The organism is Kribbella orskensis (assembly GCF_004342085.1).
Classification (GTDB): domain Bacteria; phylum Actinomycetota; class Actinomycetes; order Propionibacteriales; family Kribbellaceae; genus Kribbella; species Kribbella orskensis.
Genome location: NZ_SLWM01000001.1, coordinates 597,390 through 621,012, shown reverse-complemented (window position 1 = coordinate 621,012; position 23,623 = coordinate 597,390). Strand labels below are relative to the sequence as shown.

General features: G+C 69.3%; 23 protein-coding genes and 1 pseudogene. 12 read left to right on the top strand and 12 right to left on the bottom strand.

Translation table 11 applies throughout. The features are described 5' to 3' along the window. Positions 1-21 precede the first annotated feature (21 nt). Together EV644_RS03030 and EV644_RS03025 are read left to right on the top strand one after the other, a co-directional pair. A complete protein-coding gene (locus EV644_RS03030; protein WP_132187061.1) occupies positions 22-1,494 on the top strand; it encodes an LCP family glycopolymer transferase in 1,473 nt (490 codons plus the stop codon). Positions 1,495-1,501: 7 nt separating this feature from the next. Further along, the gene (locus EV644_RS03025) at positions 1,502-2,533 is read left to right on the top strand and encodes a glycosyltransferase family 2 protein (RefSeq protein WP_132187062.1); all 1,032 of its coding nucleotides are present in this window, start codon (positions 1,502-1,504) and stop codon (positions 2,531-2,533) included. 312 nt (positions 2,534-2,845) lie between these two features. Here EV644_RS03025 and EV644_RS03020 read toward each other — a convergent pair whose 3' ends face one another. The 5 genes from EV644_RS03020 to EV644_RS03000 all read right to left on the bottom strand — a co-directional run bounded on the left by EV644_RS03020 (position 2,846) and on the right by EV644_RS03000 (position 7,199). Continuing rightward, positions 2,846-3,610, bottom strand: coding sequence for an ABC transporter ATP-binding protein (locus tag EV644_RS03020; RefSeq protein ID WP_132187063.1), 765 nt, complete (start codon positions 3,608-3,610; stop codon positions 2,846-2,848). After that, a complete protein-coding gene (locus EV644_RS03015; protein WP_132187064.1) occupies positions 3,603-4,493 on the bottom strand; it encodes an ABC transporter permease in 891 nt (296 codons plus the stop codon). Before EV644_RS03015 ends, EV644_RS03020 begins: the two co-directional genes overlap by 8 nt. 152 nt (positions 4,494-4,645) lie before the next feature. After that, positions 4,646-5,365, bottom strand: a complete 720-nt coding sequence (locus tag EV644_RS03010) for a tyrosine-protein phosphatase (protein WP_241997790.1) — start codon at positions 5,363-5,365, stop codon at positions 4,646-4,648. Then, positions 5,362-6,474 carry an iron-containing alcohol dehydrogenase family protein gene (locus EV644_RS03005; RefSeq protein ID WP_132187065.1) on the bottom strand — a complete coding sequence of 371 codons (1,113 nt, stop codon included), beginning with the start codon at positions 6,472-6,474 and terminating at the stop codon, positions 5,362-5,364. The genes EV644_RS03010 and EV644_RS03005 overlap by 4 nt, the downstream gene beginning before the upstream one ends. Continuing rightward, complete coding sequence (locus tag EV644_RS03000; protein WP_132187066.1) at positions 6,462-7,199, bottom strand: phosphocholine cytidylyltransferase family protein; 738 nt, start codon at positions 7,197-7,199, stop codon at positions 6,462-6,464. Before EV644_RS03000 ends, EV644_RS03005 begins: the two co-directional genes overlap by 13 nt. A gap of 159 nt (positions 7,200-7,358) precedes the next feature. Between EV644_RS03000 and galE the strand changes: the two genes are divergently transcribed. Beyond that, positions 7,359-8,330, top strand: coding sequence for a UDP-glucose 4-epimerase GalE (galE, locus tag EV644_RS02995; protein WP_132187067.1), 972 nt, complete (start codon positions 7,359-7,361; stop codon positions 8,328-8,330). 6 nt (positions 8,331-8,336) lie between these two features. On the opposite strand, the gene EV644_RS02990 is transcribed toward galE, so the two are convergent. From EV644_RS02990 to EV644_RS02980, 3 genes are read right to left on the bottom strand one after another with little or no spacing between them, the layout of a single operon-like run. After that, positions 8,337-9,110 (bottom strand): class I SAM-dependent methyltransferase, encoded by a 774-nt coding sequence (locus EV644_RS02990; RefSeq protein WP_132187068.1) that lies wholly within the window; start codon positions 9,108-9,110, stop codon positions 8,337-8,339. Positions 9,111-9,144: 34 nt separating this feature from the next. Beyond that, a complete protein-coding gene (locus EV644_RS02985) occupies positions 9,145-9,927 on the bottom strand; it encodes an SDR family NAD(P)-dependent oxidoreductase (RefSeq protein ID WP_132187069.1) in 783 nt (260 codons plus the stop codon). Further along, positions 9,927-10,610 (bottom strand): TIGR03089 family protein, encoded by a 684-nt coding sequence (locus tag EV644_RS02980; RefSeq protein ID WP_132187070.1) that lies wholly within the window; start codon positions 10,608-10,610, stop codon positions 9,927-9,929. The genes EV644_RS02985 and EV644_RS02980 overlap by 1 nt, the downstream gene beginning before the upstream one ends. A gap of 63 nt (positions 10,611-10,673) precedes the next feature. On the opposite strand from EV644_RS02980, the pseudogene EV644_RS47640 reads away from it, so the two are divergent. After that, positions 10,674-10,805 (top strand): annotated as a pseudogene (locus EV644_RS47640) (twin-arginine translocase TatA/TatE family subunit); the annotation flags it as partial. 27 nt (positions 10,806-10,832) lie between these two features. Here EV644_RS47640 and EV644_RS02970 read toward each other — a convergent pair. Then, complete coding sequence (locus EV644_RS02970; RefSeq protein WP_132187072.1) at positions 10,833-11,738, bottom strand: LysR family transcriptional regulator; 906 nt, start codon at positions 11,736-11,738, stop codon at positions 10,833-10,835. A 70-nt stretch (positions 11,739-11,808) separates the two neighbouring features. On the opposite strand from EV644_RS02970, the gene EV644_RS02965 reads away from it, so the two are divergent. From EV644_RS02965 to EV644_RS02940, 6 genes are all read left to right on the top strand, one after another. Then, positions 11,809-12,657, top strand: coding sequence for an SDR family NAD(P)-dependent oxidoreductase (locus EV644_RS02965; protein WP_132187073.1), 849 nt, complete (start codon positions 11,809-11,811; stop codon positions 12,655-12,657). 24 nt (positions 12,658-12,681) lie between these two features. Beyond that, positions 12,682-14,019, top strand: a complete 1,338-nt coding sequence (locus EV644_RS02960) for a hemolysin family protein (RefSeq protein WP_132187074.1) — start codon at positions 12,682-12,684, stop codon at positions 14,017-14,019. Beyond that, complete coding sequence (locus EV644_RS02955) at positions 14,016-15,092, top strand: hemolysin family protein (RefSeq protein ID WP_132187075.1); 1,077 nt, start codon at positions 14,016-14,018, stop codon at positions 15,090-15,092. The genes EV644_RS02960 and EV644_RS02955 overlap by 4 nt, the downstream gene beginning before the upstream one ends. 134 nt (positions 15,093-15,226) lie before the next feature. Beyond that, on the top strand, positions 15,227-16,360 hold the full coding sequence (locus EV644_RS02950) for an NAD(+)/NADH kinase (RefSeq protein ID WP_241997794.1): 1,134 nt from the start codon (positions 15,227-15,229) through the stop codon (positions 16,358-16,360). Next, positions 16,344-17,612 carry an alpha-amylase family protein gene (locus EV644_RS02945; RefSeq protein WP_132187076.1) on the top strand — a complete coding sequence of 423 codons (1,269 nt, stop codon included), beginning with the start codon at positions 16,344-16,346 and terminating at the stop codon, positions 17,610-17,612. The genes EV644_RS02950 and EV644_RS02945 overlap by 17 nt, the downstream gene beginning before the upstream one ends. A gap of 11 nt (positions 17,613-17,623) precedes the next feature. Next, positions 17,624-18,721: a mannose-1-phosphate guanylyltransferase gene (locus EV644_RS02940; protein ID WP_132187077.1), complete on the top strand. Its 1,098-nt coding sequence runs from the start codon at positions 17,624-17,626 to the stop codon at positions 18,719-18,721. A gap of 83 nt (positions 18,722-18,804) precedes the next feature. Here EV644_RS02940 and EV644_RS02935 read toward each other — a convergent pair whose 3' ends face one another. The 3 genes from EV644_RS02935 to cofD all read right to left on the bottom strand — a co-directional run bounded on the left by EV644_RS02935 (position 18,805) and on the right by cofD (position 21,564). Then, entirely contained in the window at positions 18,805-19,527 is a 723-nt protein-coding gene (locus EV644_RS02935) for a thioredoxin-like domain-containing protein (RefSeq protein WP_132187078.1), read from the bottom strand. An 88-nt stretch (positions 19,528-19,615) separates the two neighbouring features. Continuing rightward, positions 19,616-20,590, bottom strand: a complete 975-nt coding sequence (locus EV644_RS02930) for a coenzyme F420-0:L-glutamate ligase (protein WP_132187079.1) — start codon at positions 20,588-20,590, stop codon at positions 19,616-19,618. Further along, complete coding sequence (cofD, locus tag EV644_RS02925) at positions 20,587-21,564, bottom strand: 2-phospho-L-lactate transferase (protein WP_132187080.1); 978 nt, start codon at positions 21,562-21,564, stop codon at positions 20,587-20,589. The genes EV644_RS02930 and cofD overlap by 4 nt, the downstream gene beginning before the upstream one ends. Positions 21,565-21,679: 115 nt before the next feature. Here cofD and EV644_RS02920 point away from each other — a divergent pair, with 115 nt between their 5' ends. Further along, entirely contained in the window at positions 21,680-22,942 is a 1,263-nt protein-coding gene (locus tag EV644_RS02920) for a hypothetical protein (RefSeq protein WP_132187081.1), read from the top strand. Between the two features lie 308 nt (positions 22,943-23,250). Next, positions 23,251-23,502 carry a WhiB family transcriptional regulator gene (locus tag EV644_RS02915; RefSeq protein WP_020389877.1) on the top strand — a complete coding sequence of 84 codons (252 nt, stop codon included), beginning with the start codon at positions 23,251-23,253 and terminating at the stop codon, positions 23,500-23,502. Positions 23,503-23,623 lie beyond the last annotated feature (121 nt).

Sequence of the window (23,623 nt, the reverse complement as noted above, 5' to 3'; positions counted from 1 at the left end):
TACGGAGAACGGAAGGACGTCATGTCGCAGGACAAGCCAGACCTGCGCAACCTCAGCGAGCCGGTTCGGTTCAAGCGAGCGCTGACGCTGCTGCTGATGACCCTGCTGCTACCCGGATCCGCGCAGATCGTGGCCGGCAGCAAGCGCGCCGGCCGGTGGGCCTGGCGGGTGATCGCCGGCATCTTCGCGATCCTCGTCTTCGTGATCGTGCTGTCGCTGGTCTGGCGGGCCGGCGCGATCAACCTGATGGTCTCGCCGAAGACCCTGCGCTTCCTCCAGATCGCCCTGATCGTGCTCGCGATCGGCTGGGCCGCGCTGTTCGTCGACGCCTACCGGCTCGGCCGTCCGCTGACGCTGGAGCGCAGGCACCGGCTCACCGCGAGCATCCTGGACGGCGTCCTGGTCTTCCTGGTCGTCGGCGCGCTGATCTGGGGCAGCACGATCGTCTCCTCCCAGCGCGACTTCGTCGCCAGCGTGTTCGGCAACGGGAAGAAGTCCGAGGCGGACAAGGGCCGCTACAACGTGTTGCTGCTCGGTGGCGACTCCGGCGCGGACCGGATCGGCACCCGGCCGGACAGCATCACACTGGCCAGCGTCGACGCGAACACCGGCCGGACCGTGCTGATCGGGCTGCCGCGGAACATGGCCAAGGTGCCGTTCCCGGACGGCACCCCGATGGCCAAGCAGTTCCCGGACGGCTTCAAATGGGCGGACTGCGCCGAGAACTGCCTGCTGAACGGCGTCTACACCTTCGCCGACGGACACAAGCAGTTGTTCCCCAGCGACCCGAACCCCGGCGTCACCGCGACCAAGCAGGCGGTCGAGGCGATCACCGGGCTGAAGGTCAGCTACCACGTGCTGATCGACCTGGCCGGCTTCCGCGACCTGCTGAACGCGGTCGGCGGGATCACCCTGGACGTCGGCAAGCGCGTCCCGATCGGCGGCATCGGCTCGCCCATCAAGGGCTACATCGAAACCGGCAAGAACCAGCATCTGGACGGCTATCACGCCCTCTGGTTCGCGCGGTCGAGGGCCGGTGCGACAGACTACGAGCGGATGACCCGGCAGAAGTGCGTGATGACGGCGATGCTGAACCAGCTGTCGCCGCAGAAGGTGCTGACCAAGTTCCAGGGCATCGCGAAGGCGAGCAAGAAGGTCGTCAACACCGACATCCCGTCGGGTGAACTGGGCACCTTCACGGATCTCGCGCTGGACGCGAAGAAGCTGCCGGTGTCAAGCTTCTCCGCGGTCCCACCGCTGATCCGCACCAGCAACCCCGATTTCGAGCTGATCCGGAGCAAGGTGGCCGAGGCGATCGGAAAGTCCGAAGCGCTGGACAAGGCGACCGATGACGGAGACGGTAAGAGCGCGAACACCCCGAGTAGTACTCCGGTGAAGAAGCCGAGCACCTCGGCCGACCCCGGCAAGACCAGCAGCACCCCGTCCAAACCCGGCAACGACGTCGACGACGTCGCCTCGATCTGTAAGGCCTGACCTGAACATGTCCTTGTCCCCTTGGCCCCCCGTGTCCGTCGTGATGCCGGTGCTGAACGAGGAACGCCACCTCGAAGAGGCGGTCGGCCGCGTCCTCGACCAGGAGTACCCCGGCGAGCTGGAAGTGGTGCTGGCGATCGGTCCGAGCAAGGACCGGACCCAGGAGATCGCGGACCGCCTGGCCGAGGCCGACAAGCGGATCACGATCGTGGCGAACCCGTCCGGCAAGACGCCGTCGGGCCTGAACACCGGGATCGCCCACGCCCGCCACGACATCGTCGTACGGGTCGACGGGCACGGTGTGCTGACGCAGGGCTACATCACCCGGGCGGTCGAGGTGCTGCACGAGAGCGGCGCGGACAACGTCGGCGGCGTGATGGCGGCCGAGGGACGCACCCCGATCGAGATGGCCGTCGCCTGCGCATACCGGTCCCGGCTCGGGCTGGGCGCCTCGACGTTCCACCAGGGCGGCAAGGCCGGGCCGGCCGACACGGTGTACCTCGGCGTCTTCCGCCGGGCCGCGCTCGAACGCGTCGGCGGCTTCGACGAGACGATGCACCGGGCCCAGGACTGGGAGCTGAACTACCGGATCCGCAAGACCGGCGGGCTGATCTGGTTCAGCCCCGACCTGTCCGTCACCTACCGGCCGCGCTCGTCCTTGCAGGACGTGGCGAAGCAGTTCTTCCACACCGGCCAGTGGCGCCGCGAGGTGATCCGCCGGCACCCGGAAACCGCCAACAAGCGCTACCTGGCCCCACCGGTCGCGGTAATCCTCCTCGCCCTCGGCACGATCCTGGGCATCATCGGCCTCGCCACCGGCATCAGCTGGCTCGACATCGGCTTCCTGGCGCCCCTCGGCTACGCCCTCCTCCTCCTGGTCGGCTCAGCCATGGAAGGCCGCTACCTCCCCTGGAAAGCCCTCTTCTGGCTCCCGTTGGTGTGCGCCACCATGCACGTCTCCTGGGGCCTAGGCTTCCTCATCGGCCTCCAGGAGCGCCCCGTCCCGCCCGCAGCCACCGCCCCACCCGCCACGGCCTAGTACGGCGCCCCCTGTGGCTCCTCGTCGCCGCTCAGGGAGGCCAACTGGTCGCGGTGGAGCGCGTGATCGCCGGACGGGCTAGGGGTGGTGACATGACCGCGGGGGAGGTGGCCAGGCGGCCCGACTCGCCTCGCCCGTCCTCAGCGATTACCGGGCACGCCGTTGCCTGTGAGGCGACGTAGGAGCCCGATGTCACCCATCCACTACCTGATCCGATCCAACCCACCTGCACCCACCCGCCCACGGGACGTAGGAGCGCGCGCAGGGGGTAGGTCAACCGGGTGACGAGGAGCCGCGCGGCGGGTCGTTGTGCTAGCGGGCGGCCGTTGCTTCTCGGTTGTAGGCGTGGACCACCTCGCGGACCTCGCCGTCCATGCGGAGGACGCCTTTGTCGAGCCAGATGGCTCGGTTGCAGGTGTCCAGGACGACGTCGAGGCTGTGGCTGACCAGGAACACGGTGCCGGCTTCGGTGCGGAGATCTTTGATCTTCTGTTCGGAGCGGACGCGGAACTCGGCGTCGCCGGTGGCCAGGGCCTCGTCGACGAGGAGGATGTCGTGGGTCTTGGCGGAGGCGATCGCGAACTTCAGCCGGGCGGACATGCCGGAGGAGTAGGTCGACATCGGCAGGTCGATGAACTCGCCGATCCCGGAGAACTCCACGATCTCGTCGTACCGCTGCTGGATCTCGTCCGGGGACATCCCCATCGCCAGGCAACCCAGTACGACGTTCCGGTCGCCGGTCAGGTCGTTCATCATCGCCGCGTTGACGCCGAGCAGGGACGGCTGGCCGCCGGTGTAGATCGCGCCGGAGGCGGGCGGCAGCAGCCCGGCGATCGCCCGGAGCAGGGTCGACTTGCCGGAGCCGTTGCGGCCGATCACGCCGATCGCGTCGCCCTTGTACGCCGTGAAGGTGACGTTCTTGACCGCGTGCACCTCGCGGATGGTCGGGCGGTCCTGGCGTTTCAGGATCCGGCGGAACGCGGTCGCCGCGGTGCCCTTGCCGCCCTGGCCCGCGATCACTTTGTAGATGATGTTGACGCCGTCGGCGATCACCGTCGGCACTGCTTCTTCAGCCACGGCCGTACCTGTCCTCCGCGCGCCAGAAGTAGATGAACCCGCCGACCAGCGCGATCACGGCCCACGCGGCCGCGATCGGCCAGGCGTACGGCAGTTGGTGCTGCTCGTGCTGGTCGAGCAGCGCCCGCCGGACGATGTCGATGTACGCCGTGATCGGGTTCAGCGCGAGCAGGTGGATCACCCAGGGCGGCGCATCCAGCGCGGCCAGCTTGTCGGGGATCGAGAAGAAGATGCCCGAGGCGTACAGCCAGGTCCGGGTGACGAACGGGAGCAACTGGCTGATGTCGGAGACGAAGGTGCCGAGCCGGGCGAAGATCAGTGTCATACCGATGTTGAACATCGTCTGCAGTGCCAGCGCCGGGATGACCAGGAACCACTTCAAGGACACCCCGTCGGTGAATCCGACCAGCAAGAACAGGATGCCCATCGAGACGGCCATCTGGTTCAGCTCGTTCACCACGTACGCCAGCGGCAGGGTGGCGCGCGGGAAGTGCAGGGTGCGGATCAGCGACATGTTCAGCGAGATCGCCCGGGAACCCTCGGTCATCGAGCGCTGCGTGTAGGTGAAGACGAACATCCCGCAGATCAGGAACGCGGGGTAGTTGGGGATGCCGTTCTTGGTGCCCAGCAGCACCCCGAAGGCCAGGTAGTACACAGCTGCGTTCAGTAGCGGGGTGAGCACCTGCCAGACCGACCCCAGCCGCGCACCGGCGTACATCGCGTAGGTGCGCGCCCGGGCATAGCTGACGATGAACTGGCGGCGGCTCCACAGTTCGCGGAGGTAGCCCGGGAGCTCCGGTCGTGCTGAGCTCCTGGACAACCCGTGGCGCTCGGCCATGGCCGCCAGCTCAGCGGTCCCGGCCGGGTCGGCGGCGGTTGACATGCGGGCCAATCTACTGGCCACCACCTACCCGTTTCACACCGGCAGCCTCTGTGTCGCTCAACCGCCGGGGCGGCATGGTGGTCACTGTCCGTTCTTGACCTCGCGCAGCCGTCCGGTCTCGGCCTGAATGGCGGCCTTTTGCGTCGCCGCGGTCAGGCGAGCAAGCGGGCCTTGAGGGTTTCTAGTTGGGCTTCGGTGAGGCCGCCGTGGTGGAGGTAGGGGACGGGGCCGCCGTACTTCGTGTCCAGGTGGCGGAGGATGGCGGTGAGGGAGGCGGGGCGGGTGTCGCGGAACTCGATCATCTCGGGGTGGAGGGACTCGTCGGGTTCGGCGGCTAGTTGTTCGGCGAGCATCGGGGCCAGGCGGGCCTGGGTGAGGGCATAGTCGGCGACGATCTCGTCCTCCGGTACTCCGGCCGCCGCCAGCGCGAGGGCGACCACCATGCCGGTCCGGTCCTTGCCGCCGTAGCAGTGCACGACCACCGCGCCCTCGGGGGCTTCCGCGATCGCGAGGACCGCGGCCGCGAAGTACTCCGGGCGCTGGTCGAGCATGGCGATGCAGGTGCCGACGATGGTGGTTTGGTCGCCGGGGTCGGCAGTGTCCTGGACCGGCACGTGCATCCCGATCGGGTCGGCCGTGAAGGGCGTCGGGAAGCCGGTGACCTCGGCCTCCGACCGCAGATCGACGACCCGGCTCACTCCGGCCTTCCGGACGATGGCGACACCTTCAGGCGTCAGGAACTGCAGACAGTCCGAGCGGATCAGGGCGCCGGTCCGGATCACCCGGCCGTCGCTGGTCGGCAGTCCACCGAGATCGCGGGCGTTGCGGCAGTCCGGCCAGTCCAGGTGACGGTCCACGGGCGCTGAGCTCACAGGTCCTCCAGAACGGTTCCCTCAGGGCTGATGGCAGGCGACGCGATCCGCGCAGAGGCGTGGTCGTTGAACGCGCTCACCTTGGCCTCGATCCGGGCGGGCGTCAACGCCGCCTCCTCCAGCACGGTGAACCGGCCGGGCCTGGTCTGCGGCGCGTACGCGACGATCGCCTCGAACTCCTCCAGGCTGAACCCCAGATCCGCCGGCCGTACCGGCAACCCGTGCCGGTACAGGCAGTCCACGGTCGCGTGGAACGTGTCGAGGTCCCCGCGCAGGAACCACGCGAACGCGGCGCCGAGCCCGACCTGCTCGCCGTGGTAGGCGCGCCGGGTCGGGTGCAGCAGGTCGATCGCGTGCGAGATCTCGTGGCAGGCGCCGGACGACGGCCGCGACGAACCGGCCACGACCATCGAGATGCCGGACAGCACCAGCCCTTCGGCCAGTACGGCAAGGAAGGTGTCCTCGAGGATGCTGCCCGGGTGGTTCATCACCGCTTGCGCCGCGGTCCTGGCCAGCGATACCGCGAGCCCGTCGATCTCCTCGCCGCGCAGGCTGTGCGCGGCCTCCCAGTCGGCGATCGCGGACAGGTTCGAGACGATCTCGCCGATGCCCGACCGGACCGATCGCGGCGGCGCCTGCGCGATCAGGTCGAGGTCGACGAGGACGGCGATCGGCGCCGGTACGCCGTACGAGCCGCGGCCGGCGTCGTTGTCGAGGGTGCTGATCGGCGAGGCGATGCCGTCGTGCGCGAGGTTCGTCGCGACGGCGACCATCGGCAGCCCGAGCCGCGCGGCGGCGAACTTGGTCACGTCGAGCACGGTGCCGCCGCCGATTCCGACGACCGCGTCGTACCGCTGCCGGCGGATCTGATGGACCAGCTTGATCGCGGTGTTGATCGAGCCGCCGTCGACGGTGAACCAGTCCGCGCCGGCCAGCCCGTGCCGGAAGGTCTCCCGCACCACCGGCCCGTACGTCGCGCCGACGGCGATCGCCACCCGCCCCGAGGTGGAGATGCGCTGGTCCGCCAGGATCGCCCGCAGCTCCGCCAGCGCGCCACGCCGTACGTCGACGACCAGCGGCGCGGGGATCATCCGGGCTAGGAGGGGCATACGATCTCGCGGGCTCGGGCTAGGTCGTCGTGGTTGTCGATCTCTACCCAGTCGACCTTGCCGATCGGGGCGACGTCGATCCGGAGGCCCTGGTCGGCGAGCAGCTGGTAGCCGTCTTCGTAGTACAGGTTGGGATCTCGTTGCCAGGTGAGCTTCAGCGCTTCCGTGAGGGCGGCCGCGGCGTCCGGTTCGATCAGGGTGACGCCGATGTACTCACCCGTGGCCTCGGCCGGATCCATCAGTTTGGTGATGGTGCGAACGCCGTTCTCGGACGTCCAGATCACCTTCATCTCCTCCTCGGCGAGGGACTTCTCGGTGTCGAGGGCGAGGATGATCTGCCGGTCCTCGCCGCGCGCGTCGAGCAGCGTCCGCTGGACCGAGGCCGGGTGGACGGTGTCGCCGTTGGCCAGCATCACCCCCTGGCTCAGCAGGTCGCGGGCGCACCAGAGGGAGTATGCGTTGTTCCAGGTCAGGGCCTTGTCGTTCGGCACCAGCTCCAGCGTCACGCCGTACCGGTCCTGGAAGTCGTTCACTCGGCCTGCGATAGCGTCTGCGGCGTACCCGACCACGATCGCGACGTCGGTGATGCCGACCTCGGCGTAGTTCGCCAGCGTCAGGTCGAGCACTGTTGTGGTCGCGTCGATCGGGACCAGCGCCTTCGGCAATGTGTCGGTATACGGGCGGAGGCGGCGGCCGGCACCGGCGGCGAGGACTAGTCCCATCATCCGCGCATCCTAAGCGCAGACCACGCCTTTCCTCCCGGTTCGGAACAGCCTGCGCAGGCGAGCTGGATGTGTATTTGTGAGTGAATCTGATCGTTTATGTGGTTAAATGATGGTGAGGGCGGCGCCAACGCCGGACCGGGTAGATGGGAGCATCTGGGTATGACATGGCTGGTGACTGGCGGGGCGGGATACATCGGGTCGCACGTGGTGCGCGCGTTCCTGGCGGACGGGATCGACGTGGTCGTGATCGACGACCTGTCCAGCGGCAAGGCCGAGTTCCTGGTCGAGGGCGTGCCGTTCGTCGAGGCGAACCTGCTCGACGGTGAGGCCACCCGCAAGGCGCTGGAAGGCGTCAGCGGCGTCGTGCACCTGGCCGGCTACAAGTACGCCGGGGTCTCGGTCGAGAAGCCCATGCACACCTACACCCAGAACGTCACCGCGATGGTCTCGCTGCTCACCGCGATGGCCGACACCGGCGTGCGCAACATCGTCTTCTCCTCCAGCGCCGGCGTCTACGGCACCCCCGAGGACGAGGTGGTCACCGAGCAGACCGCGCCGAACCCGCAGAGCCCGTACGGCGAGACGAAGCTCATCGGCGAGTGGCTCCTTGCGGACCAGGCGAAGGCGCTCGAGTCGCAAGGCGGCAAGCTGAACCACACCTCGCTGCGCTACTTCAACGTCGTCGGCTCGGGTGACCCGAAGGTCTACGACGCCAGCCCGTACAACCTCTTCCCGATCGTGTGCAACCTGTTGAGCCAGCGCAAGGTGCCGCAGATCTACGGCACCGACCACCCGACGCCGGACGGCACCTCGGTGAAGGACTACGTGCACGTGGCCGACCTGGCCCGGGCGCACGTCGCCGCCGCGCGTGCCCTCGACTCGGGCAAGACGCTCGAGCGGGTCTACAACCTCGGCAGCGGCACGGGCACCTCGGTCCGCGAGATCATGGACGCCGCCCGCCGCGTCACCGGCATCGACTTCACCCCGACCGAAGGCCCGCGCCGCCCGGGCGACCCCTCGCGCGTCGTCGCCTCCGGCGAACTCGCCGCCCGCGACCTCGAGTGGAAGAACACCCATACCGTCGACGAGATGTTCGCCACCGCGTGGGAAGCCTGGCCGAAGAAGCCCTGACCTGCTTCAGGGTTTGACGCCCTCGAAGCAGGCGGCGGGGATGGTGAGCGTCACCCCGCCGCGCCGGTTGAGCTCTTCCTCGACGGCAACCAGTACTTCGTCGCCCGCGACCGTCTGCCAGCCGTCGAGGAACCCGAGCCGGATGAAGTAGTGGTTGAAGAGCGCGGTGCCGTCGACGTACCGCTGGGTGAAGGTGTCCCGGCCGGCAACCGTCGCGGTGAACCCGGCCGATTCCAGCAGAGCAAGGGTTCCGGCGACAGTGGCCCGGTGGTTGACGTGCTCGTCCAAGGGCTTGCGATCCTGGCCGAGTCGGTCGAGCACCTCACCGAAGACGTCGTAGAACTCCGCCATGTGCCCGACCAGGTTGGTGCTGATCAACAGCCGACCTCCAGGCCGCAGTACACGATGGCACTCCCGCAGTACGACATCCGCGTTGTCGAAGTTGTTGATGCCGAGGTTGGACACCACGACATCAACCGACCCGTCGTCGAGGTCGAGCTCGGACGCATCCCCAACCACCACGTCGACATTCCTCAACTTCAAGAACTCGACCTTGCGCCGCAACACCTCCATCGCATCGCCCCAGGGATCGACTGCAACCACCCGCCCAGCCCCACTCCGCTGCGCAAGCTCCACCGTCAGAAACCCAGTCCCCGCCCCGACGTCCACGATGGTCTGCCCCCGGCGCAACGGCACATGCTCCAACAGCAGCTGCCCAAACGGCGCCGACCACAACGGCAGTTCGTCGTAATTCGCAGCAACCCCAGCGTCGATCTCCACGTTGCCGACATTACGTGGCGAGAGTGTCCGCGGCTCAGTACTCCTTGTGGGCCGGGCCCGAGGTGGTCAGGTCGAAGAGGCCGGGGCCGGTGAGGATGCCGCCTTCCACCGGGAGGGTGTGGCCGGTGATCCAGGCGGCGTCGTCGGAGGAGAGGAAGGCGACCGCGGCCGCGATGTCCTCGGGCTCGCCGACCCGGCCGAGCGGGTACATGGTCTCGAACCTCTCCAGCGTGCCCGGCTGGTTGTCCCAGTTCGGCGTCCGGACGGTGCCGGGGGCAACGACATTGAAGCGCACCCCGAGAGGGCCGTACCGCGCGGCGAAGTTCTGCGACATGACGATCTGGCCGGCCTTGGCGGCGGCGTACTCGATGTTGCCGAAGGCGGCCACGCCGTTGACCGAGCTGATCGTGACCACGTTGCCGCGGGTCTTGACCAGGTGCGGGAGCGAGGCCTGGATGCAGCGCGCGGCGCCGACCAGGGTCAGGTCGAGCTGACGGTGCCACTCCTCGTCCGTGGTGTCCTCGGGCACCGTGCTGACGATGCAGCCGCCCGCGTTGTTCACCAGTACGTCCAGCCGGCCGAACCGCTCGGCCGCCGCTGCCACCGCCGCGTCGACGTCATCCCGCGACGTCACGTCGACCTTGATCGCGAGAGCCCGGTCAGCGCCGATCTCCTCGGCCACAGCCGCGATCTTGTCCTCCTGCAAGTCGGTCACGACCACGGACCCACCCTCGGCCGCGATCCGCCGCGCCACGGCCAGGCCGATGCCCTGGGCCCCCGCGGTGACCAGCGCGACCTTCCCCTCGAATCGCTGCATCAGCTCTCCTCCAGTACTCGGTCGACCTTCTCGTCGGCGATCCGCCGGTCCAGCTTGGTTGGGTCCAGGTTCCGGCAGAGCACGATCGAACCGCCTCCGGCGACCACGCCGACGAGGGTGCCGAGGCCGTCGGGCGAGACCAGGTCGACGGTGGTGAGCACCCGGTCCGTGATCGGCGTCGCAGCTTCGATCACCTCGGCGTGCGTCTTCTCGTCGTACGCCGGAGAGCCGGGCGTGGGCGGATCGAAGGGGACGAACAGGTCCGGGTGGTTGTAGACCTCGGCGCCGTAGTCGTGCACGCCATCGGGCAACGGCTCGCGGAACCGGCCGCCCAGGGGCAGCAGCGCGGACGCGATCGTCTCGCGCGAGCCCCGGACGCCGAAGTCGGGCCCGGTGATCGCCAGCGAGCCCTCGCCGGTGGTCACGGCCGCTCCGGCGGACCACGCGGACAGCGCCCAGACCACGCCCAGCCAGTGCGGCGGCAGGCCGAGCGCGACGGTCTCGCCCGACTCCAGGTCGTACTCGTCGACGAGCAGGTTGGCGGTCTTCGAGACCCAGTTCGCGGTGGTCACCGCGCTGAGCTCGATCCGCTCGCCGGACGTGTCGTCGTAGTACGTCAGGAAGGGGTTGGCACCGTCGCGGCGGACCGCGGCGGCGAACAGGTCGGGCAGGGTTCCGGTCACGCCGCAACCCTACGTTCGGGCACCGACGTATGTTGGTTGGGGACTCGGGAAAGAAGGATCGAGATGGTGTCACAGCTGGCGCTGCCCGAGGGTGGCGAATGGATCATCCTGCTGGCCGTCGTGGTCGTGCTGTTCGGCGCGAACAAACTGCCGGACCTGACCCGCAACGCCGCCCGCGCGCTGGTCGAGTACCGCAAGATCACCAGCGGCGAGGACAAGGTTTCAGGGGACGGTGGTGCGCAGGGCGTCGGCGAGGTGGGCGGCGGCGTCGGTCAGCCGGCCGGGCAGCCGGGCCAGGACGATGCGCCGCAGCTCCTGGGGCCCGCCGTGGACGGCGATGATCCGGACACCGGGCGGCGCGGCTCCGGCGAGTGACGCCGACACGGTAGTCAGCCCGGCTCCGGCCGCGACCAGGTGCAGCTTCGCCAGCCAGTCGCGAGCGGTGTGGGCGATCTCCGGCCGCTCGTCGAGCCCTGGCCAGACCCCCATCAGAGTGTCCTCGCCGGCGGCCGGTCCCGCGATCCAGCGTTGACCTCGCAGTTCGGCCACGTCCACCGAATCGCCCGCGGCCAGCGGATGACCGGTCGGCACCGCGAGCATCAGTGACCTCTCGATCAGCGTCTCCAGTTCCAGCGTCGGAGACTCCGCGTCCAGCGGCCGGAAGGGCGGCGCCGAGGCGAGCAGTGCCAGGTCCACGGTCCCGGCTCGCAGCGCGCGGACCAACGACGGTGTCGAACCTTCCCGGCTGACCACCCGGATCGCCGGCTGCGACCGGCGCAGCGAGGCGATTGCCCGCGGCAACAGCACCGCGCCCGCGCTGGGGAACCAGCCGAGCCGCACGGTGCCACCTTCCGCCGGCAACCCGGCCAGCTCACGGGTGGTCGCGTCGATCTGGTCGAGCACGCGCGCCGCGTTCCGCAGTACGACCTGTCCCGCGGTGGTGAGGCGGACGCCGTCGCGGCGGCGCTCCAGCAACGAGGCGCCAGCGGCCCGCTCGATCGAGGCGATCTGCCGCGAGACGGCCGACTGGGTGTAGCCCAGGGAGGTCGCTGCCGCGGTGAAGGTGCCGCGCTCGGCGACCTCGCGGAAGACCCGCAGGGCGACCAGGGAGACGTCGGAGAAATCCATGACGTTTACGCATACTAGCTGTGCCCAAGTCTCGTTGGTGTCATGGAGGAGGCGTTCCTAGCCTGGCGGCATGACAGCTCAACGCATCGCCCTTGTGACCGGGGCCAACCAGGGGATCGGCTTCGCTCTGGTCGCCGGACTGGCCGCCCGCCTGAACTCCGAGGACCTGGTCCTGCTGACCGGCCGCAATCCCGAGCGCGTGGCCGAGGCCGTCCGGCGGATCGACGGCGTCGCCAAGGTGGAGGGCCGCGTCCTCGACGTCACCGACGCCGACGCGATCGCCGCTCTCGCCGAAGAACTTCAGGAGGCGTACGGCGGCGTCGACCTCGTGGTCTCGAACGCCATCGGCCCGCTGACGCCGGATCGCCCGCAGGCCGAGCAGGCCGACGAATTCATCGCCGTCGCCAACGGAGGCACCACCGCCGTCCTGCGCTCCTTCGGTCCCGTACTCCGGCCAGGCGGCAGGTTGCTCGTGGTGGCGAGTTCTCTCGGCACGATCGACCACCTGGACGCGCAACTGCACCCGCTATTCGACGGCGTCACCCTCGAGCAGGTCGAGAAGGCCGTCGAGGACTGGCGACAGGCGATCCACGAAGGCACGGCCGAGGATCAAGGCTGGCCGCACTGGATCAACCTGCCCTCCAAGGTCGGCCAGGTGGCCGCAGTACGCGCAGCGGCCGCCGAGCGCCGCGCCACCGATCTCCCGCTGAACACCCTGATCGCCTCGGTCTGCCCGGGCCTCGTGGACACCCGCGCCTCTCGCCCCTGGTTCGACGACTTCAGCCAGGCCCGCACCCCCGAGGCCGCCGTCGTGCCGATCCTCGACCTCCTCCTCGCCGACCACCTCGACCCGGCCAACTACGGCGAACTGATCCGCGACCGCAAGGTCCTGCCCTGGCACCCCGCAGTGCCCGGGTAGCTGGAATGCTCGTAAAGTCGGTTCATGTTGATCCTGATCGGCCTGCTGCTGATCCTGGCGTTGACCGTTGCCACCGGCTACTTCGTGGCGCAGGAGTTCTCCTACGTCGCCGTCGACCGCAACCGGCTCCAGGCGCTGGCCGAGGCGGGGGACGGCGCGGCCGAGCGGGCCCTGAAGGTGACCTCGCGGCTGTCCTTCGTGCTGTCCGGCGCCCAGATCGGGATCACCGTCACCGCCCTGCTGGCCGGGTACGTCGCCCAGCCCTACCTCGGCGCGGGGCTGGAGGAACTGCTCGGTACCGCGGGACTGCCGCGCAGCGTCAGCCTGTCCGTGTCGGTGATCCTGGCCTTGCTGCTGGCAACGATCATCCAGATGGTGTTCGGCGAGCTGGCGCCGAAGAACCTGGCGATCGCCCGCGCCGAGGCGATCGCGCTGCGGCTGTCCCGGTCCACCCTGATGTACCTCACCGTCGCGGGACCGCTGATCCACGTGTTCGACTCGGCCTCCAACCGGATCCTGCGCCGGGTCGGCATCGAGCCGGTGGAGGAACTGCCGCAGGGCGCCACCGCGCAGGACCTGGACCGGATCATCGCCACCTCCTTCGAGCAGGGCCTGCTGGACCAGGACACCACCCGGCTGCTGGATCGCGGGCTGGACTTCCGCGACCGGATCGCGGGCGAGGTGATGGTGCCGCGGGTCGACGTGATCACCGTGCACGAGGACGAGCCGCTGAGCCGGGTGGTCGAACTGCTCGACGCCGGGCACAGCCGGTTCCCGGTGATCGCCGCGTCGGTCGACGAGGTGGTCGGGGTGGTCGCGATCAGCGACGTCGTCGAGGTGGAACCCGCGGACCGTCATCACGTCACCGTCGGCTCACTTGCCTCATCACCCGTGATCGTCCCGTTCACCCTTCCGCTTCCCGTAGTACTGGAACAGCTCCGTACTGCGCACCGCCAGCTGGCGATCGTGGTGGACGAGTTCGGCGGCTTCGACGGGATCGTGACGCTGGAGGACATCGCCGAGGAACTGGTCGGGGAGATCCACGACGAGGACGACCTGCCGGAGCCGGACCTGGTGCCGAACCCGGAGGGCAGCTGGACCTTCCCGGCCCGCTGGCGGATCGACCAGGTGGACGAGGCCCTCGGGATCTCGCTGCCGGAGGACGAGTACTACGACACCGTGTCCGGACTGGTGATGGCCCGGCTCGGGCGGATCCCGGTGGTCGGTGACGAGGTGGTGGTCGAGTTGCCGCAGCGGTTCGACCACGACGGGCGTCCGGTCCCGTCCGAGCGGGTCAGCCTGAGGGTGGAGACCGTGGTACGGCATGTGCCCGGCCTGGTCCGGGTGGAGCGGCTGTCATGAGTACCACCGTCGCGCTGCTGATCTCCGTGCTGCTGTTGATCCTCAACGGGTTCTTCGTCTCGGCCGAGTTCGCCCTGGTCGCGTCCAAGCGGCACCGCCTCGAACAGGCAGCCGCCCAGGGCAGCCGGTCCGCCCGGGCCGCGATCGCCGGGGTCAGCGAGTTGTCGTTGATGCTCGCGGGCGCCCAGCTCGGGATCACCCTCTGCACGCTCGGTCTCGGGGCGCTGGCCGAGCCGGCGGTGGCGCACCTGCTGCACCCGTTGTTCGAGCTGATCGGGCTGCCGGACGGTGTCGGGCACGTGATCTCGCTGATCATCGCGGTCGGCGGCATCGGCCTGCTGCACGTCCTGCTCGGCGAGATGGCGCCCAAGTCGTGGGCGATCAGCGACCCTGAGCGGTCCGCGCTGTTGCTCGCGCTGCCGTTCCGCGCCTTCACCACCGTCTTCCGCCCGCTGCTGATCGTGCTCAACGGCATGGCGAACCTGTGCCTGCGGGTCCTCAAGGTGACACCTCAGAACGAGCTGGCGAACGCGCACGGTCCGGAGGAGCTGCGGCTGCTGATCGAGTCGTCGCGCGAGCACGGCACCCTCGAGGCCGCCGAGCACGATCTGCTCACCGCGATGCTCGCCCTGCAGAACACCACGGTCGCCCAGGTGATGACCCCGACCTCCCAGCTCGTCACGGTGCCGGACGCGGCCACGGCTCGCGAAGTGGAGCTGGCCAGCGTCCGTGAAGGCCGCTCGCGGCTCGCCGTGGTCAGCACCGGTACTGCGATCTGCGGGATCGTGCACGTCCGCGACGCGAGCCGCGCGACGACCAGCGGCGGTCATACCCTCCGTGCGGCGGACCTGATGACCGAGCCGCTGCGGCTGCCCGCCGACACTCCGGTGGCGGCGGCGATCCGGATCATGCGGGAGCGTCGCGCCCAGCTGGCCGTCGTCCAGGACGGCGACCAGCCCGTCGGCGTGGTCGCCCTCGAGGACCTGCTCGAGGAGGTGATCGGCGAGTTCGACGACGAGACCGACCCGATCATCACCGCCGCCGTCAAGCGTCGGTCGGCAGAAGCAGGGTGAACCTGCACCCCTGGCCGACGGTGCTGGTCGCGCCGCCAGAGCCGGGGGAATGTCAGGGGAATGTCGGCCGACGGTGGGGATACCGTCCGCGCGTCATACCGTGGTGGCGAACACCATTTTGCGAGGAGCAGCCTGTGCCTGTCAGTCGTCTCGGTCTCGTCGTTCATCAGGGTCGCCCGCTGGCCGTCCAGGCCGCCGAGGTGGTCCGCGAGTGGTGCACGCGGCACGACATCGGTTGCACCGACATCGACGTGTGGAAGAACCAGGAGCACCGCCGCGGTGGGATGGCCGAGATGCAGCACGCGGGCAGCCCGGACCTGGTCGTCACGCTCGGCGGCGACGGCACCTTCCTGCGCGGTGCCCGGATCGCGGCCAAGAACGACGCGGCCGTGCTGGGTGTCGACCTCGGCAAGGTGGGCTTCCTGACCGAGGTGGCCTGCGGCGACGTCGAGGAGGCGCTGGAGGCCGTCCACCACGGCGGCGCCACCATCGAGGAGCGCATGACTCTCACCATGCGCGCCTCCCGGCCGCTGGAGATCCCGACCGGCATCGACGCGTTCCTGCGCTACGGCCACGGCCCGGCACTCCCGCCGCCCGCTGTCCGGCCCGAGACTGTCGAGGGAGACGGCTGGGGCGTCGCCCTGGACGTGACCGCCCTGAACGACGTGGTGCTCGAGAAGCTCGCCCGGGACCACCAGGTGAGCCTCGGCGTCTACCTGGCCGGCCGACTGCTCGCGTCGTACTCCGCGGACGCGGTCATCGTGGCCACCCCGACCGGCAGTACGGCGTACAGCTTCGCGGCGGGTGGCCCGATCCTGTCGCCGAACATGGAGGCGGTCGTGTTCACACCGGTCGCTCCGCACATGACCTTCAACCGGACTGTGGTGGCAGCCCCGGACGAGCCGGTTTTGCTGCGGGTGCTGCCGCACTCGGGACAGGCTGCAGTGAGCATCGACGGCCAGTTGCGCGGAGTGCTGGATCCAGGCGACTGGATCGGCGTCTACGGATCGCTCCGGCGGCTCCGCCTTGTCCGCCTTGGACCCACTGACTTCTATGGCCGTCTGCGCGACCGCTTCCGGCTCACGGACGCTCCTGCGACCGGTATCGACGGAGAAGCCGATTCGGTCTTCCGGCCCGATACCCCCGCGCCACCGGACCTGGCCCACCTTCGCCTCCCGCCACCGCGTAGCGCGGCGGTCATCCCCGACCCGGTGGCCTGTGACCTTCCCGCCGACAAGGCCAGGAGTGCGGATGACTCCGTGGGTTGAGCACGCCATCTGGTGGCACGTGTACCCGCTGGGGTTCGTGGGCGCCGAGCAGACGGCTGACCCTCCCGGTACCCCGGTTGCGCATCGGCTCGGCAGGTTGGAGGGCTGGCTCGACTACGTGGTGGAGCTGGGGTGCTCCGGGCTCGTGCTCGGACCGGTGTTCGCCTCGGAGACCCACGGCTACGACACGGTCGACCACTTCCGCATCGACCCGCGGCTGGGTGATGACGAGGACTTCGACCAGCTGATCGCGACCGCGCACGGCAAGGGGCTGCGCGTCGTACTGGACGGTGTGTTCAACCACGTCGGCCGGAGCTTCCAGGCGCCGCCCGAGTGGTTCCGGCCGGGCGACACGTTCGAGGGGCACGAGCATCTTGTCGTGCTCAACCATGACGTGCCCGAGGTCCGGCAGCACGTGGTGGACGTGATGTGCCACTGGCTCGAGCGAGGTGTCGATGGCTGGCGGCTGGACGCTGCCTACGCCGTACCGCCCGCGTTCTGGCGGCAGGTGCTCGCCGAGGTCAGGCCGCGGTACCCCGAGGCGTGGTTCTTCGGCGAGGTGATCCACGGCGACTACGCGGCTTATGCGCAGGAGAGCGGGCTCGACTCGATCACGCAGTACGAGCTGTGGAAGGCGATCTGGAGCTCGCTGAACGACGGCAACTTCTACGAGTTCGCCCACGCGCTGAAGCGGCACGACGAACTGCTCGACACCTTCGTCCCGCAGACCTTCGCCGGCAACCACGACGTCACCCGGATCGCCTCGAAGCTGGACGACGAGCGGCATCTCGGTCACGCGGTGGCGATTCTGTTCACGGTCGCGGGAATCCCGAGCGTCTACGCCGGTGACGAGCAGGCCTTCCACGGCGTGAAGGAGGAACGCGTCGGTGGCGACGACGCGATCCGCCCGGTCTTCCCGGCCCGGCCGGACGAACTCGCCGAGGACGGCTGGCCGACGTACCGGCTGCACCAGCGGCTGATCGGCGTACGGCGTCGCAACGCGTGGCTGGTGCGGGCGCGAACAACCGTGGAGCACCTCACCAACGAGGCGATCGCGTTGCGCTCGGGCGAGGGCGGCGACCAGGTGCTCGTGCTGCTCAACATCGGCGACGAGGAACACCGTTTCCCCGTGGAGCTGGACGGCTTCGAGCTCGCCGTCCGGCCGGAGGATACGGCGGATCCGGTGGACCCGGCCGCCGTACCAGCGCACAGCTGGTACGTGTTGGCGACCGGACCTGGTCACTCCGGGTAGGCTCCCTCCCCATGCGAAACGTGGTGATCCTGGCCGGTGGCTCGGGCACGCGGCTGTGGCCGCTGTCCAGGGCCGACAAACCCAAGCAGGTGCTGCCGTTGGCGGCGGGCAACTCGTTGCTGCGAGTGGCCTACAACCGGCTGCAGGGTCTCGTCGACCCGGCCAACATCTACGTCTGCACGGTCGCCGCGCACACCGAGCTGGTCCGCGAGGAACTGCCGGAGCTCGGCGAGCACAACATCATCGGCGAGCCGGTCGGCCGGGACACCGCGAACGCGGTCGGCCTGGCCTCAGCGGTGGTCGCCCGCAACGACCCGGACGCGGTGCTCGCGATCGTCGGGTCGGACCATCTGATCACGCCCGAGGCGGAGTTCCGGGCCGCGATCGAGAGTGGCTTCGAGGTGGTCGAGCAGCGCCCCCGATCGCTGGTGACGTTCGGGATCGAGCCCACCCACCCGCACACCGGACTCGGGTACGTCGAACGCGGCGACGCGATCGACGGCACCGCGGCGTTCGTGGTCGACCGGTTCCGGGAGAAGCCGGACCGCGCGACGGCCGAGGAGTACCTGGCCACCGGGCGGTTCTGGTGGAACTCGGGCATGTTCGTCTGGCGGGCCGAGACCGTGCTGAGCGTGCTCGACGCGCTGCTGCCGGAGTCCGCCGCGCAACTGCGTCAGGTGGCTGCGGTGTGGGACGCCCCGGAGCGCGAGGCGACGCTGGCCGAGATCTACCCGACGCTGCGCAAGATCAGCGTGGATTACGCGGTGATGGAGCCCGCCTCGCAGGGCAAGGTGGACGCCGACGTGGTCGTCGTACCGATGCCGGTGCACTGGCTGGACGTCGGCTCCTGGGCCGCGCTCGCCGGCACCTACGAGGTTGATGCCAAGGGCAACCGTCATGACGGGTCGGCGCTCAGCTGCCTGCTGGACTCGCACGACAACGTGATCGTCACCGACGACCCCGACCACCTGATCGCCGCCGTCGGCCTGCGCGGCCACATCATCGTCCACACCCACGACGTCACCATGGTCTGCCCCCTGGCCGACGGTGAACGCGTCAAGGACCTGGTAGCCATCGTCCAGTCCGACCACGCCGACCGCTACGTCTGACCCGGCGAGCACTGCCCGCGAGAACGACGAAACCCCCGGAATCCAAAGGGATTCCGGGGGTTTCGGTTGTTCGGGAAGCTGGATCAGCCGCCGTTGGGCTCCTGGGCGTCCAGCGCCGGGTACTTGTCCATGAACTGCTGGAGTGCCTCGCCGCTGACCGAGCCGCAGAACTGGCGGTGGCCGAACGCGGTGGTCTGGCCCTGGGCGTTGCCGCTCCAGTGCGAGAAGGCGATGTTCTTGCCGGCGGGCCAGGGCTGCTGGCCGTCGGACTCCTTGAACGGCGCGGCGATGAACTTGCCGTTCGAGCTCTCCGGCAGCTGGGCCTTGGAGATCTTCTCGATCAGCGCCACCTGGTCGGCGTTGTTCGCGGTCGCCTCGTTGTACCAGAGGATCGTGTAGCCGTGCTCCAGGTTGTGCACCAGGTTCGGCACCGGCGGGCGGTCGTCGGAGGTGTAGAACTTCTTCCCGAACGGCGCCCAGACGGCGTAGTGCGGGCCCGACGACGGCGGGGACACCGGGTACGGGATGACGGTTCCGTCCGGCTGGTGGTCCTGGGTGCCGGTGGCCTTGTCGTCGGTGGCCTTGTCGCAGGAGGCCTCCGCGGCGGAGACGCCGAGCTCGCTGATCGCCATGTCCCGGATCCGGGAGTCCTGGATCAGCTTGATCGCCGGGTAGGCGATGATCGCGAGGCCGACGACGATGGAGGCGGCCACGATGATCAAGGTGCGGCGCTTGTCGGACCGGGCCTGGTCCCGCTGCATCTTCTCGATCAGCTCGCGGCGTGACTGCTTCTGAGACTTACCCACAGTGATTTGATCTTCCCGGGTCTGCGGCGGTCCCGTGCCGCCGTGCGCCTGCAGTGTACGCAAGCTGTCTGAGAAGTTGCCTAGAAAACTAACGAGACCGTGAGCCGAACGTGACCGTTGCCTCACTCCCCGGTCCCGTCCGGACGGTGACGCCGTAACCCTCGGCATGCAGCAGCACGGCGAGCCGCTCGGCGATCACGCCGACCGCGACCGCGTCGTCCCCGAACACGGCGACTGAGCCGTCCAGCAGCTCGATGTGGACGTCCTCGTCATCCACCAGCAGGCCGTCCCACAGGGCCGGATCCACGTCACGAGGCCCGGTCGGCGCCCGCCGCTGCAGTACTGCGGCCCGCGCCGCCTCCCGCGTGCCCAGGCTGAACAGGTCCAGCTCCGCGTCCCGCACGAGCGCCCGAGCACCGCTCCCGTGCTCCCCAGCAGGCAGAACCACGTCGGAGAGCCCACGCAGTACTGCGACCGGCACCCCGTCGGCCTTGCCCTTCACGAGCTCGCTGGCCGAGGCGATCTCGTCCGCCAGGGCGGGCTCGGTGACCGCGAGCACGTTGCCGTGGCTGTCCGTAGTCCCGCGCAGGTCCTCGATCACCTGGATTCCGGCGGCTCCGATGGCCAGGTCGGTCTGGCCGTTGCGCCAGGGCCGCCCCAGGGTATCCGTGATCACGATGCCCACGTTCACGTCGTACCGGTCCTTCAGGGCCGTGCGGAGATTCCGGGCGGACAGGTCCGGGTCGACCGGCAGCAGCAGAACCGTGCCGGGCGAGGTGTTCGAGGTGTCAGTGCCCGCGGCGGCCATCACCAGGCCGTGCCGCGTCTCCACGATCCGGGTGTCGCCGCGCTGGGCGACGACCCGCACCAGCTCGGCGTCGATCGCCTCGTCGCGGGTGGCGGTGGTCAGCCGGCCCTCGGTCTTGCTGACGATCTTCGAGGTGACCGAGACCAGGTCACCGTCGCGCAGGTCGGCCGCGTCGCCGATCAGGCCGGCCAGGTCGTCCCCGGCGGCGATCTCGGGCAGGCCGGTGACCGGAAAGACCTCGAGGTGCTTCCTCACCGGCGGACCGCCTCGGCCAGCGTGAGAGCGGCATCGGCCATCGCGGCCGTCGCCGTGTCGTCGGTCATCCACAGCGGCACTGCTTGGGCGTGAATGCCCGCCGTCGCGATCGACTCCAGTTGCGCCGAGTCGGACGTGTCGATCAACCAGCCGTCCAGTACTCCGCCCGCGGCGCGGGCCCCGTAGTGCGTGGCGACCGCGGCGGCGGTGGACTCCACCCCGATCGCGGCGAGCACCTTGTCCGCCATCCCGCGGACCGGGCCGGTGCCGATGATGGGGGAGATGCCGATCACCGGTGCGGCCGTCTCGCGGACCGCGTCCCGGATCCCGGGGACGCCGAGGATCGTGCCGACCGAGACCACCGGGTTGGACGGCGGCAGCAGCAGCGCGTCGCACTCCGCGATGGCATCCAGGACGCCGGGCGCCGGTTTCGCCTTCTCCGACCCCACGGCGACGATCTGGTGCGCGGTGACCTCGGCATGCAGCCGGACCCAGTACTCCTGGAAGTGGATCGCCTTCTTCGTGCCGGGCCGCTCAGGGTCGTCCACCACTACGTGCGTCTCGACCCGGTCGTCGCTCATCGGCAGCAGCCGGACCGGCAGGTTCCACCGGGCGCAGAGGGCCTCGGTCACCGCGGCCAGGCCGTAGCCGGCGTCGAGCATCTGGGTGCGGACCAGGTGGGTGGCGATGTCGCGGTCGCCGAGGCCGAACCAGGTCGGCTCCACGCCGTACGCCGCGAGCTCCTCCTTGATCACCCAGGTCTCGTCCTCGCGGCCCCAGCCGCGCTCGGCCGAGATGCCGCCACCGAGGGTGTACATCACCGTGTCGAGATCGGGGCAGACCCGCAGGCCGAACAGGGTGATGTCGTCCGCGGTGTTCCCCACCACGGTGATCTCGGCGTCCGGCCGGGCCTTCAGCAGGCCGCGCAGGAAGGTGGATCCGCCGATGCCACCGGCAAGCACTGTCAATCGCATGGGAACAGTCTCCACGAGTCGTCAAAGCAACGGACCACCGCGGGACTATGCTGCCCGGGTCCGATTGTGCATGAACTGTCAGTTGAACGGCCCCCAACATTCCCGAGGAGCCCTCGTGGTCACCGACGCAACCAAGAAGCTCAGAGAGCCGGTCGCGTACATCTTGCTCGCCTTCGCCGGCCTCGTGGCCCTGGCCTCGCTGATCCGGCTGTTCGTCGGTGGCGCCGGCTTCACCGCCGCTGCCGGCGGTGTGCAGGGCACGCTCACCCCGCCCGGACTCACCGCGCTGGTGGTGCTGATCTCGCTCGTCGCCTCCGTCTGGCTGGTGAACGAGGCCGGGGAGCGCACCCCGAACGCCCGCACGGTCACCCTGGCGGCACTGTCGATCACCGGTCTTGTCGTGCTGCTCGGGCTGATCACCGCCTTCGCGGGCTTTTCCGAGACCGGCACCGCCGGGCTCAAGATCGTCGGCTTCCTCTACGCCCTCGCCGGCCTCGCGCTCTACGGCGCGGCCGGTCTGTACATCCTGAAGACCTTCCAGGCACTGCCCGCTCCGGTCCGCGCACCGAAGGCCGGCGCGCACGGCCAGTTCGCTGGTCAGGGCGGCCAGAGCGATCAGGGCCAGTACGGCGGCGCGCAGTACGGGCAGCAGGGTCAGTACGGCGCCCAGCAGGGCCAGCAGTACGGCCAGTACGGCGCCCAGGGGCAGTACGGCCAGCCCGAGCAGAGCCAGTACGGCGCTTACGGCGCGGGTGCTGCCGGAGCAGGTGCGGGCGCTGTCGGTGGTTACGCCGCGGCGCAGGGCGGCGAGCAGCAGTGGCCGCAGGAGCAGAGCTGGAACCAGGGTGAGCAGCGGGCCTGGTCCGCTGGCGACGCGGAAACGCAGCAGCCGCAGGGCGAGGCCCAGCCGGCCGAGCAGGCCTGGTCGGCCGAGGGCCACGGTGCCGAGCCGACGCAGCAGTGGAGCCCCGAGGGTCAGCAGCAGTGGTCCGGCCAGGACCAGGGCCAGCAGTGGCCGCCGCAGGAGCAGCAGTGGGGCGGTGCTGACGCAGGCCAGCAGCAGTGGGCCGGTCAGGAGCAGTACGGCCAGCAGGCCGCCCAGCCGGAGTGGCAGGGCGAGCAGGCCCAGCCGGCCGCCGATCCGCAGGGCGAGCATGCCTGGACGCAGCAGGGCTGGCAGCAGGGCGACCAGGCCTGGCAGGGCGAGGAGGCCGCTCCGGCGGCTGCGCCCGAGCCCCAGGCCCAGCCCGAGGCCGAGGCCGAGGCGGTCGACGAAACCCGCGTAGAACCGCGGGTTCCGGAGACCCCGAAGGACGACGATTCCCAGCCGCAGCAGGGCCAGCCGGAACAGCAGGGTTGGTGGTCCCAGCCTTCCTGACCGGGAAGCGACAAGCTCGTGGTGCGGTTCTGATCACATCCGGCGAGCTGTGAAGGACGACGAGAGGTCTGTGCAGACAGGCCTCTCGTTCTTTTGCAGCCGTGTTGCGGATGAAGCCAATAGCAGACCACGGCTTGACTTTCGTGGATTGCAGGAATGTAATTTCAACCGTGTCGTTCGTTAGGACACTCGGTATCGGGGACCGTTGCCAAGCGCAGGACGGACGAGGTCAGGCATGTGGATCGCAAACCCACATGTACAGGGGAACGAACAGGGTCGAGGAGGGTCGTACCGTGACAGAAACGCTGATGGCGATTGTCGACGGTGAGGCGATCGAGGAGGAGCCGAACTGGCAGGAAAGGGCGTTGTGCGCCCAGACCGATCCAGAGGCTTTCTTCCCGGAGAAGGGCGGATCCACCCGCGAGGCGAAGAAGGTCTGCCTCGGTTGCGACGTGCGGGGCGAATGCCTCGAGTACGCGCTGCAGAACGACGAACGCTTCGGGATCTGGGGCGGTCTGTCGGAGCGGGAGCGCCGCAAACTGAAGAAGAAGGCCGTCTGAGAGCCTGACCGATCGACGGGTGGTGGTGCCCTGCCACCCCAGCCGTCACACCAGCCACCGATGCGCTGTTCAATCAAAAGCAGCGTCGAAAAGTCAACACAAACTTCCGTGTGAGGCCCCG